The sequence below is a fragment of the Fibrobacter sp. genome (assembly GCF_045131395.1).
Classification (GTDB): domain Bacteria; phylum Fibrobacterota; class Fibrobacteria; order Fibrobacterales; family Fibrobacteraceae; genus Fibrobacter.
The window spans coordinates 163,685-175,202 of sequence record NZ_JBGUQY010000039.1 but is presented as its reverse complement, the minus strand read 5'-3'; the positions used below and the strand labels follow the sequence as shown (position 1 = coordinate 175,202).

Annotated in this window: 9 protein-coding genes; 8 read left to right on the top strand and 1 reads right to left on the bottom strand. The window is 50.8% G+C overall.

From position 1 onward, the window contains the following. Positions 1-205 precede the first annotated feature (205 nt). The 8 genes from ACJMNB_RS10240 to ACJMNB_RS10205 all read left to right on the top strand — a co-directional run bounded on the left by ACJMNB_RS10240 (position 206) and on the right by ACJMNB_RS10205 (position 9,739). Positions 206-1,216: an FISUMP domain-containing protein gene (locus tag ACJMNB_RS10240; RefSeq protein WP_405342102.1), complete on the top strand. Its 1,011-nt coding sequence runs from the start codon at positions 206-208 to the stop codon at positions 1,214-1,216. A 71-nt stretch (positions 1,217-1,287) separates the two neighbouring features. Further along, positions 1,288-1,848: an LEPR-XLL domain-containing protein gene (locus tag ACJMNB_RS10235; RefSeq protein ID WP_405342100.1), complete on the top strand. Its 561-nt coding sequence runs from the start codon at positions 1,288-1,290 to the stop codon at positions 1,846-1,848. 96 nt (positions 1,849-1,944) lie between these two features. Next, on the top strand, positions 1,945-2,430 hold the full coding sequence (gene rplU, locus ACJMNB_RS10230; RefSeq protein ID WP_405342098.1) for a 50S ribosomal protein L21: 486 nt from the start codon (positions 1,945-1,947) through the stop codon (positions 2,428-2,430). A gap of 3 nt (positions 2,431-2,433) precedes the next feature. Beyond that, on the top strand, positions 2,434-2,694 hold the full coding sequence (rpmA, locus tag ACJMNB_RS10225) for a 50S ribosomal protein L27 (RefSeq protein ID WP_072801233.1): 261 nt from the start codon (positions 2,434-2,436) through the stop codon (positions 2,692-2,694). 79 nt (positions 2,695-2,773) lie between these two features. Beyond that, positions 2,774-5,119: a hypothetical protein gene (locus ACJMNB_RS10220; protein WP_405342095.1), complete on the top strand. Its 2,346-nt coding sequence runs from the start codon at positions 2,774-2,776 to the stop codon at positions 5,117-5,119. A gap of 78 nt (positions 5,120-5,197) precedes the next feature. Beyond that, positions 5,198-5,986 (top strand): inositol monophosphatase family protein, encoded by a 789-nt coding sequence (locus tag ACJMNB_RS10215; RefSeq protein ID WP_405342093.1) that lies wholly within the window; start codon positions 5,198-5,200, stop codon positions 5,984-5,986. Between the two features lie 253 nt (positions 5,987-6,239). Next, on the top strand, positions 6,240-7,589 hold the full coding sequence (gene gdhA, locus ACJMNB_RS10210) for an NADP-specific glutamate dehydrogenase (RefSeq protein ID WP_405342091.1): 1,350 nt from the start codon (positions 6,240-6,242) through the stop codon (positions 7,587-7,589). Positions 7,590-7,756: 167 nt separating this feature from the next. Continuing rightward, entirely contained in the window at positions 7,757-9,739 is a 1,983-nt protein-coding gene (locus tag ACJMNB_RS10205) for an FISUMP domain-containing protein (RefSeq protein ID WP_405342089.1), read from the top strand. 52 nt (positions 9,740-9,791) lie between these two features. On the opposite strand, the gene thiC is transcribed toward ACJMNB_RS10205, so the two are convergent. Further along, entirely contained in the window at positions 9,792-11,504 is a 1,713-nt protein-coding gene (thiC, locus tag ACJMNB_RS10200) for a phosphomethylpyrimidine synthase ThiC (protein ID WP_405342087.1), read from the bottom strand. Between the last annotated feature and the right edge of the window lie 14 nt (positions 11,505-11,518).

Below are 11,518 nucleotides of genomic sequence, written 5' to 3'. Positions count from 1 at the left end.
CAACTGGAGGTCTTCTGTGAAGATTTTTAAAAGCGTTCTTGTCTTGTCCGTTCTCCTGACAATGCTTGTTGCATGCGGAGACGATTCATCCTCTTCTGTTTCCCCAGAACCGGCCGGTGATTCTTCGTCTTCTGTCAACCAATCCTCGAGTTCCGTTACGGACAAAGGAACGTCTTCCGGTGGGAGTTCGAAGTCTTCTAGCTCTGTGAAGCCTGATTCGAATGGCTCGCAGAAGAGTTCTTCTAGTGGTAAGAAAAATAATTCTAGTAGTTCGGAAGCTGGAGATTATTCCTCGTCTGGTACAAACGATAATTGTTCGAGTTCCAGTGGCTATGTATTGCGAGATTCACTTTGCTCGAGTGATTATGAGGGCTGGACTCAGTATATCCCTCAGTTGCAACAAGAGTTTATCTGTGAAAATGGCCGCTGGATTCCGATGTCCTCTAGTTCTGTAACGCCTTCTTCTAGTAGCAAGTATTACGACATGAGCCGTCTTTTTGTTAACGAGAAAGGCTACAGCTATGGGAAATTTACTGATCCTCGAGATGGACAAGTATATAAAACACTTCGCTTTGAATTTGGCTTTGGGGATGTTGACTCCATCACAATCTTTGCTCAAAATTTGAACTACGGCAAAATGATACCGGGTGGGACCCAGATGACGGATTCTACCAAGTTTTGCTACGATGATGACCCGTGGTATTGCGATAATGGTTTTGGTGGGCTTTATACCTGGGCTACGGTGATGAATTTTCCTGCGGCCTGCGACAGCTTTGCCATGGGTTCTGTTGAATGTCCAGATACGATTGATTTGACAAGAAATCAAATTCCTTTGTTAAGTAATAGCTTAAGCTATGTTTTGCATCAGGGCATTTGCCCTGATGGTTGGCATGTTATGAGCCAAGGTGAATGGGCTGTTGCTATGAGGTATAGTGGTTCAAGAGACGGTGCAAGTTATTTGGGGGCTGTTTTGTGGGGATCCAATCAGCGTGGATTCTCCCTTTTGCCGGCTGGAAAACTGCATTCAGATGGTCCTCATTCATATTATATAAATATGGATAAATCTGCTTATCATTGGTTGCCTGGTGAATATAAGAATGAAGAAAATGGTTATGTCGGGGGCTTGGTAGCTTATGTTACATACGATCATCTGACTCGCGGTGCAGGAGAAGAAAAGTTTTATGGCCTCTCTATCCGTTGCACAAAGGATTATTAATCCCTAATTAATCATTCAAAAAAGTTTAACAAAAAAACAGGGCTTTGGGGAAAAGCCCATTGGGAGTTATTATGTCAAAGAAGAACAACAAGAAGAATTCTACCCGTAAAAACTACAAGATCGAGTCGCTAGAGCCGCGCTTGATGATGGATGCGGATGCTAATGATTGGATTGTTGAAGCTGGTTTAACAACGACAACGATGAATAGTTTCGTCGATTCTACAATCGCTGATTTTAGTGCAAATGTAGATGGATTATCTCGACAACCGAGTAAGTCGAACGATTATGAAAGGAATCCGGTAACGTTTGATGAAGCTTTTGGCTTTGTTAATTCTCTCAAGGCTTCTAGCGAATACAAAAATATTGAGTCGTTTATAGAGAAATGCGTTAATGCTTGCCGTGATGATGTTAGCGCCCCCAAAAAAGCGGCTCTTGAATTGGCAAAACAGGATTTGAAAGTTGTCATGAGTACTACAAATTCCCTTTTAAGGTCGAATGAGGATATTAACCCTGATATTGGCGAACAGACCCGTCTTGGTGTAGAATGGTGCAACTACGACTCGCAGATCGGCCAAAAAGAGCCTGTTAGGGCTCGCAATGACGTTTTTTTAACGGATTTTGCTCAAATTTAACCCTGTTTTGCCCTAAAATGGCCCGGATTCCCTTTACAATCCCCCAAATTTTGCTACATTTGGGGTCCCAATAGCAACCAAAAAAGGATTACAAAAATGTATTCTATTGTTGAAACAGGTGGTTTCCAGTATAAAGTTGAGCTGGGCAAGGCTTACAAGGTCCCCACGCTCGATGCCGCTGTTGGTTCCGAACTGGAGCTCAAGTCCGTTCTTCTTTTCGCAGGAAAAGAAGTGCAAATCGGCACCCCTGTCCTGAACGACGCCTCCGTGAAGGTTGAAGTGCTTGCCCACGGCAAGTATGACACCGTCATCGTTTACAAGAAGAAGCGCCGTACCCGTTACGAACGTCGTAACGGTCATCGTCAGGGCTATACCGAGGTGCTGGTTACGGAACTTCGCTCCGGCGCAGAATCCGCAAAGGTCGACTCCAAGGTTATCGATCGCAACCGCGCTCGCGTGGCTGCCCTCGCCAAGCAGAAGGTGCAGAATGTGCCTCTGACTCGCAAGGAAAAGATTGCCCAGGGTCTCCCGAAGCCCGCCAAGGTTAAGAAGAACTCTCTGCGTAAGGCTAAGGAGGTATAATCCATGGCTCATAAGAAAGGTCAAGGTTCAGTACGTAACGGCCGCGACAGTAACGCCAAGTACCTTGGTGTTAAGAAGTATGCGGGCGAAGTCGTCAAGGCTGGCAACATCATCGTTCGTCAGCGCGGTTCTCACTTCCACAAGGGCACCAACGTGGGTATGGGCAGAGACTTCACTCTGTTCTCTCTCGTCGATGGCAAGGTGAAGTTCGAACGCCTCGATGCAAAGCGTCAGAAAGTTTCTGTCTATCCGGAAGAAAACTAATCGGTTTTGAATCGTTTAGAGCCGACGGTATCACAAGTACCGTCGGTTTTTTTTATGGTATTTTGCTATTTTATGGCCGATGTCTAGACTTTATACATTGCGTGCAACGCTCTTGGCGTTGGTTGTTGCGTTATTTGCTTCTCTTGTGGCTTGTTCCGACGACGGCAGTTCCGAGGAGTTCTTGTTCGATCGTGAAATCTCGGATTTGTCGGTGCTTCGCGAATGCGCCTCTGATGCCGATAGCGGTCTGTATTGCTATTTACTCCGTTATCGTTATCCTATCGATACGAACAACCTGAGACGCATTTACCTGTGGGTCACTTCGGATGTGGTGGACACTGTGTCAAAGACGGTCGATGATGACCAGATTGATAAGGCAACGGACAGCTTCGAATTTCCTTCCGGTACGGCGGCCATTTTTGATACCATCAACCTGACTCCTTATGTTCAGCAATATGCGAAGGACAGCGATAGCGTGATGGTGGCAATTTATTGCGACTATTCCAGTGGCCGTCCGGGTACGCTGCAGCGTGCCTATGTGCATTTTGGCGATGATATTCCCCCCTCGCTGTTGGGCATGCTTCACGATTCTTCGTGGACGACGGGAGCCCGGTTCAAGTGGTCTCGCCCTACCGACCAGACGGAATACTACAAGCCTAACGAACTTTCTGGCCCCATTATGGGCTATAACATCGTAATTCGTTCCGATAACAAGAACGAGGACCTGCGCAAGCTGAAGGTTAGGCTGGAATCGCCGGATGGAGTCGATTCCATAGGAGGAACCTTGTTTAAACGCCATGCACGAATTATGTCTAATCACGATTCGGTGTGGATCGATTCGGCAGTCAAACACGGTGACAATACCAAGAACCGCCTGGCGATTTTGGTGGAAGACGGTCGGGGTTACAACAATGATTATCCCGATTCCAATGCGTACCGCTTGGTGATTGAAGGGCTCAAGGCCGAAAGTGAATATTCCGTAGGCTATTCTTCGTGGGATACGACCGGCAATTTCTCTGGAACGGAAAACCTGGATTATAATGCCTGGGAAATCTTCTATACCACGGATTCCGTGGCGCCCCTGATGCCTACGAAACTCTATACCATAAAGGATTCCCTGTTCCCCGAAATGGCGAGGCTCGACAGCAATAACCGTTTGCTGATCTTTTGGAGCAAGAGCGTTGACCCTTACAAGAAGTATCATGGCATCAAGGTCGATTCTGTCTTGACCATTCCGGATACTTGTCTTTTCCCCGTGTGTTACGATACGGTCCAAAGCTACAAGGTGGAACGTCTTAACCCCATTACGGGTGAATGGGATTCATGTGCCTATGCCGGCGGTTCGGATCGTTATGGCAAGCTGTACAAGGTTTCGGGCGATACCATGAGGGTTTCTTCTACGGGTACATTTGTGGTGGATACCATTCGTTGGGTTGCTCCTGGCGATACCTTGATTTTGCGCGTGCGTTCTATCGACAAGTCCGGCTATTACTCGGTGGCGTTGGTAGATACGATTGCTGTGTCTCCGGGGCCGTTAGCGAAAGAGGTGGAATGCCCCAGCGGTTTTGTGGCGGTGAAGTCTTCTGACACCAGCTTCTTCTGCATGGAACGCATGGAACACCAGGATGACTCGGGCGCCTTCGTAACCAACATCCTGCATTCCGAGGCCTTGGCGGCCTGCGAGGCGATTTCGGCAGACGGCTTTAAGGTGAGCCTTTGCAACGAACGCGACTGGGAGCTGGTGTGCCTTTACGACGGAACGCTTTCTTATGGCGTGATACAGGAAATGTCGGAAGTGTCGACTTATCTGTTCAGGGATTGTAACGTGGCGACCAACAATGCAGATTTGGCAGCCGATGTTACCAAGCGTAATCCGACTTGCATGAACCCCATGGGCGTGCGGGATATGCCGGGCCAGTACCAGGAATGGGTGATGGGTCGCTCCGAAGATACGGTCGCCGTTCTTAAGGGCGGGTCTTACAAGTCCATGAGCGGTATCGATATTGAATCCCAGGCGCTTTGCACGAACCGCGGTTTCCCTGTCTTTACGCGTCTGGCCTACACGACCGATACGGTTTACTTGTACCGCGAAGGAACCAAGGTGGATACGTTATTCCAGGCCGATACGTCACGTACCCCTTATGAGAAAAAGCCTTATTTGACTAAAAAGGATTTCAAGGATACTTTGCAGTTCTTTGATGTGCAGGATTCCAGCGGCACTTCTGTGGGGGTGGACTATGCACCCTATGCCGAATACAAGAAGGGTGGCGACAAGTGGCTTGAACAGGTTAGTAACGGCATGGTCTACGTGCCTGACCATAAAGAGGTGGTGTTCCTTACGGGAGAACGTGTTTCTTATCGTGGGGTAGCGAACTTCTACAAGTCTCCGTCTATTGGTTTCCGCTGTTGCGCGTACAAGGAGTAATGTGTAATGTGAAATATATAATGTGTAATGGGTAATGATTAATTCCACATTTCAAATCTCACACTCCACATTTTATTTATGTCTACTACTGAAGATTATTTAAAAGTTGCTGAGGCTCTTGCTAAAGAAGCGGGAGCTCTTTGTCTTGAAATACAACAGGACTTGGGCGATGTCAAGTACAAGTCCAAGAAAGATGTGGTGACCCGTGCCGACATCGCCAGCGAAAAGCTGATTGTGGAAGGTCTCCGCAAGGCGTTCCCCGAACATTCCATCCGCACCGAAGAGGCGGGAATCATCGAAGGGACGGATCCGCGTTACCGCTGGATTATCGATCCGGTAGACGGGACGGTGAACTTTAGTCGCGGCATTCCGCTTTGGGGAATTTCCATCGCGCTGCACTTTGAGGGCAAGCCGCTGGTGGCGGTGGTGAACCTGCCTAAGCTGGGCGAACTCTTTACGGCGGTAAAGGGCGAGGGGGCCTTTATGAACGGCAAGCCCATTCACGTAAGCGAAGAATCGGACCCGGTGCATGCCATCGTGAGCAACGGTGATTTTAACGTAGGCGATGTGCCCAAGATCAATGCGCAGAATTCCAAGAATTTTGCCGCCGAGGCAGAAACCTTCGAACGGGTCAAGTGCCTGGGTTCGGCGGTTATCGAAGGCTGCTTTACGGCTTGTGGCCGTATCGACTGTTTCGTGATGACCATGAGTTACCCGTGGGATATCGCGGCCATTGCCCTCTTGGTGGAAGAAGCGGGGGGTAAATCGACCCGTATTGACGGTTCTACGATGCAATTCGTTGATGGAGAACAAGTTGCCTTCTCCAATGGCATTTTGCACGAAACTTTGCTGGGTTGCCTTAAATAGGCGGCTTAATTGTAAAAAGAATTTTACTATTGTTAAGAAAAATCAAAAATCTACAAAAATGTAGGTTTTTCTTTTTGATACCCCTTAAATTTTACGAAAAAACGCATTTGAACAAACTTCTAAAAAAGTAACTTACAAAAATGTAAGAAATTGAAGATTTTTGAGAGTTTTTCACTTTTTTTCTAACCCCTTTGCTATCTTTACACCCGTTGAAAAACATTAACAATCAAACTCTCAACGGAGATATATAAAAATGGCAATCAAGAATGCTTACCTTCAGAAGGTTTATGAAAAGGTCGTCGCCCGTGATCCGGACCAGGCCCTCTTCCACCAGGCTGTCCGCGAATTCCTCGAATCCCTCGACCCCGTCCTCGAACAGGACAAGTCTTGGGAAACCAACGGCGTGATCGACCGCCTCGTCGAACCGGAACGCGTTGTTACTTTCCGCGTACCTTGGCTCGATGACAAGGGTAACGTTCAGGTGAACCGTGGCTACCGCGTGCAGTTCAACTCCGCTATCGGTCCTTACAAGGGCGGTATCCGTCTCCGTAACGAAGTGACTCTTTCCATGCTGAAGTTCCTCGGCTTCGAACAGATCTTCAAGAACAGCTTGACCACGCTCCCCATGGGCGGCGGCAAGGGTGGTTCCGACTTCGATCCTAAGGGCAAGAGCGACAACGAAGTGATGCGTTTCTGCCAGTCCTTCATGACTGAACTCTGCAAGCACATCGGTGCTGACACGGACGTGCCGGCTGGTGACCAGGGTACTGGCGCTCGCGAAATCGGTTACATGTTCGGCCAGTACAAGCGCATTCGCAACGAATGGGTTGGCGTTCTCACCGGTAAGGGCCTCTCCTACGGTGGTTCTCTCGCTCGTACCGAAGCTACCGGTTACGGCCTCTGCTACTTCACTCGCGAAATGCTCGCTGACCTCGCCAACGACTCCTTCAAGGGCAAGACTGTCGTGATTTCCGGTTCCGGTAACGTTGCTCAGTTCGCCTGCCAGAAGGCTACTCAGCTCGGCGCTAAGGTTGTGACCGTTTCTGACTCTAACGGCTACATCTACGACCCGAACGGCATCAACCTCGACATCGTTCTCGACCTCAAGAACAACAAGCGCGCTCGTATCAGCGAATACGCTAAGCTCGTTCCGGGTTCTGAATACCACGAAGGTTCTAAGGGCGTTTGGACTGTCAAGTGCGACATTGCTCTCCCGTGCGCAACTCAGAACGAACTCGACCTCGAAGGTGCTAAGGCCCTTATCGCTAACGGCGTGAAGGCCGTTGCCGAAGGTGCAAACATGCCGTCTACTCCGGAAGCTATCGAAGCCTTCCAGAAGGCTGGCGTTCTCTTTGGACCTGCCAAGGCTGCTAACGCTGGTGGCGTGGCTACCTCTGGTCTCGAAATGTCTCAGAACTCCGAACGTCTCTCCTGGACCTTCGAAGAAGTTGACGCTAAGCTCGAAGGCATCATGAAGAGCATCTATAAGGCTGCTTCTGGCGCTGCAGCAAAGTATGGCGACAAGAAGAACCTCGTCATGGGTGCAAACATCGCTGGCTTCCTCAAGGTTGCCGACGCCATGAAGTGGCAGGGCGCTGTGTAATTGACGCGAAGCGTCATCCTGAGCGACCGCAGGTCGCGAAGGATCCAGACCTGCAAAAAAGTCCTCCGGTCAAAAGCCGGGGGCTTTTTTTGTTTGGAATAAAAAAGTTTACGTTAGTTTGTCTTTTGCGCGTTTTTGAGTATATATTGCTTGGTAAGAGGGCGAAAATGAAGATACAGGCGTTTTTATTGGTGATGTTGTTTAGTTTGGCGGGGCTTGCGAGTGCGCATGTCCTTAAAATGCCTGATTTCAAGGATAAACGCGATGGCCGCGTGTACAAGACGGTGCAGATCGGTAACCAGCGCTGGTTTGCCGAGAATTTGCGTTTTAACGTGAAGGGCAGCTGGTGCTACGACAATCGCGACTACAACTGTGAAACCTACGGCAGGCTTTATGACTGGTCCATGGCGATGCGCCTTGTGGATTATTACAACAACCACTCCATTGTAGATGTTGATTTTACCAAAAAGGAATGGAAAACATACCATGATGCTTGCCCGGCGGGGTGGCGCCTGCCTGCCAACAAGGACTGGGTGACTCTTAAGCGTTATGTGGGGCGAATCGGCAAGAGCGATGGTGTCGGTTTGAGTCTTAAGTCCCCGGAATTGTGGGAAAAGGAACTGCGTTTGCCGGCGGGTTCCGACGAGTTTGGCTTTAATGCATTGCCTGCTGGATTGCGCAATGAATACACCGGGTTTATGGATTTACGGTCTTCGGCACAGTTCTGGTCTTCGTCTGAAATAGACAACGTGGGGGCTTATTATTGGAGCGTCATGTACGATTCCAGGTCGTTTGACAAGGTATATGCGTCAAAATACGACGGCGCCTCTATTCGCTGTATCGAAAACAAGGTGTATCCCTTTAGGGAGCCGCCTCCGCCACCTCGTCCGAAAGTGGTTCCGCAGGTGGTTAATGTGCAAAACAAGGTTGTGCTGACGATTCATATTGGCGATCAGGTGTGGATGGTCAATAACCTGAACGTGAAGGTGCCGGGTAGCTATTGCTACGACAACATGGAAGAAAATTGCGAAAAATTCGGGCGCCTTTACACTTGGGAAGCTGCTACAAACATTTCGGGAAATTCAAAGACGAAGGATGTTTGCCCCAATGGCTGGCATGTTCCGACATCCCTGGACTTTTACAGGCTTAATATTTACCTGAAGGATATTGACGATGCGGTGGGCGTGGGTACGAACCTGCGTGCCCGTGAAAGCTGGATGGAGAGCGATCAGGCGCTTTTGGGTGAAAACGGCTTCGGCTTTACGGCGTTGGCCTCCGGTGTGCGCGATTCCGTTGATTCGGTTTCTGCTTATTCTGGAATCGGAACCTTTACGGGGTTCTGGTCGGTGAACGAGCTTGATTCGTCGCGGGCTATTGCCTGGATTCTGCCTTACGACAATGACGATTTCGTGATGGATTCCACCCTGAAGAGCAAGGCCTTCCCGGTGCGATGCCTGATGAACCCGCCGGATATCGATGAAATTTACGACAGCACCTCGATTTATGACCGCCGTGACGATAACCGATACAAGACGGTGGCCGTGGGCGAGGATGTCTGGATGGCGGAAAATTTGCGCTTTGCGGCTCCGGGCAGTTACTGCTACGAGGACAAGGATATCCGTTGCCGCAATTACGGCAGGCTTTACCCGTGGCATGTGGCCATGAGACTGCCCGAAGACTATATCGAAAATTCCCTGGACAGCGTTTCGAAGGGGGCCGTTGTTACTGAACATCAGGGAATTTGCCCCGAAGGCTGGCATATCCCGCGGCAAGAAGAATGGATGCGGTTAGGGCAATTTGCGATTAACAAACGCAAGGGCTTGGCTGCAGCCCTCAAGAGCCGTGAAGGCTGGGCTCAGGGCGACATGACCAAGAACAACAATGCCAGCGGCTTCAATGCGTTGCCTGCTGGGAGCCGCTACCAGAGCGATGGGGAATTTGCGGAACTGGGTTCCAGCGCCTACTTCTGGGCTGCCGAGGGCGGTGGCGGAATGGGGGCCGTTTATTGGTACGTTGTCAGCAATAAGGATGAATTCAAGAGCGAAGAGGATTTCGACGGGAATGCGTTCTCGCTTAGGTGCGTGAAGAATAAGGTCCCACCGAAGGTGGCTTCTGAAGTGCCCTCGCAACCTGCAACAGAGTCTAAATAAAGAAAATGTCCGGCGTAAACCGGACATTTTTAATTGTTTTTGTTGTTGCGCCTTAGACGTCGCCGACTTCACCGGTGGCTACGAAATTCCTAACAGCACGCGTGATGCGCATACTGCAGAAGTTCGGACCGCACATGCTGCAGAAGTGGCTTGCCTTCGCCTGGCTGCCGGGGAGCGTCTTGTCGTGGAATTCCATGGCCTTTTCGGGGTCCAAAGAAAGCGCGAACTGGTCGTTCCAGCGGAAGTCAAAGCGGGCGCGCGAAAGGGCGTCGTCGCGGAACTGTGCTGCGAAATGGCCCTTTGCAAGGTCGGCCGCATGGGCGGCGAGCTTGTAGGTGACCACACCCGCGCGCACGTCGTCGCGGTCGGGGAGCCCGAGGTGTTCCTTGGGGGTCACGTAGCACAACATGGCGGTGCCGTACCAGCCGATTTGAGCGGCGCCGATTGCAGACGTAATGTGGTCGTAACCGGGGGCGATATCGGTGGTGAGGGGGCCAAGCGTATAGAACGGAGCGCCGTGGCACTTTTCAAGCTGGCGGGCCATGTTGTCCTGGATCTTGTGCATGGGCACGTGACCCGGGCCTTCGATAATCACCTGTACGCCGTATTCCCAAGCAATCTTCGTGAGTTCGCCGAGGGTGTCCAGTTCGCCGAATTGGGCTTCGTCGTTTGCATCGGCCAAGGAACCCGGGCGGAGCCCGTCGCCGAGAGAAACGGCCACGTCGTAGGCGGCGAGAATCTCGCAGATTTCACGGAAGTGGGTGTACAGGAAGTTCTGCTGGTGATGGCGCATCTGCCACAAAGCCAGAATCGAACCGCCGCGGCTCACGATACCCGTGGTGCGCTTCGCGGTGAGCGGAATGTGTTCCAGCAAAAGGCCTGCGTGAATGGTGAAGTAGTCCACGCCCTGTTCCGCTTGCTCAATGAGCGTGTCGCGGTACAGTTCCCACGTGAGTTCTTCTGCCTTGCCGTTCACCTTTTCGAGCGCCTGGTAGATAGGCACCGTTCCGATAGGTACGGGGCTGTTGCGGATGATCCATTCGCGGGTTTCATGAATGTGCTTTCCAGTGGAAAGGTCCATGACCGTGTCTGCGCCCCATCGTACAGACCAAGCCATTTTTTCGACTTCTTCTTCGATAGAAGAAGTGATGGCAGAGTTACCGATGTTGCTGTTGATCTTGGTCAAGAAATTCGTACCGATGATCATCGGTTCGCATTCAGGGTGATTGATGTTCCCCGGCAGAATCGCACGGCCAGCGGCGATTTCGTCGCGCACGAACTCGGCGGTAATGGGGGAGCCAGGAATGCTGATTTTACCCTGGGCCTGCAATTCATCAAGGCGCTGGTTTTCACGTATTGCTACGTATTCCATTTCCTTGGTGATGATTCCCTTGCGGGCGTAGTCCAGCTGCGTCAGGTGATGGCCTGCCTTGGCGCGGAGCGGGTGGTGCTCGGCGTTAAAGCGCAGGTGGTCCAGCTCGTGGTTTTCACGGCGGGCGCGGCCGTAAGCAGATGTCATGTCGTCCAGCTGTTCGGCGTCACCGCGTTCCATAATCCACGATTCGCGGAAACGCTCGATTCCCTTCGTCACGTCCAGCTTGGCATCTACATCGCTGTAGGGGCCACTGGTGTCGTACACGGGAACCACCGGCGTTTCGGGGTCTTCGGTCAAAATTTCACGCATACCCACGCGGATGTCCGGGAAAATCTTCCCCGGAACATACACCTTGCGGGAATTCATAAAAGGCTTGAGAAGTGAATCCATTCTTTTCTCAGTCA

Coding starts and splice junctions, on each gene's coding strand:
- rplU (WP_405342098.1), top strand. CDS start 1,945: ATGTATTCTATTGTTGAAACAGGTGGTTTCCAGTATAAAGTTGAGCTG.
- thiC (WP_405342087.1), bottom strand. CDS start 11,504: ATGGATTCACTTCTCAAGCCTTTTATGAATTCCCGCAAGGTGTATGTT.
- ACJMNB_RS10205 (WP_405342089.1), top strand. CDS start 7,757: ATGAAGATACAGGCGTTTTTATTGGTGATGTTGTTTAGTTTGGCGGGG.
- ACJMNB_RS10235 (WP_405342100.1), top strand. CDS start 1,288: ATGTCAAAGAAGAACAACAAGAAGAATTCTACCCGTAAAAACTACAAG.
- gdhA (WP_405342091.1), top strand. CDS start 6,240: ATGGCAATCAAGAATGCTTACCTTCAGAAGGTTTATGAAAAGGTCGTC.
- ACJMNB_RS10215 (WP_405342093.1), top strand. CDS start 5,198: ATGTCTACTACTGAAGATTATTTAAAAGTTGCTGAGGCTCTTGCTAAA.
- ACJMNB_RS10220 (WP_405342095.1), top strand. CDS start 2,774: ATGTCTAGACTTTATACATTGCGTGCAACGCTCTTGGCGTTGGTTGTT.
- rpmA (WP_072801233.1), top strand. CDS start 2,434: ATGGCTCATAAGAAAGGTCAAGGTTCAGTACGTAACGGCCGCGACAGT.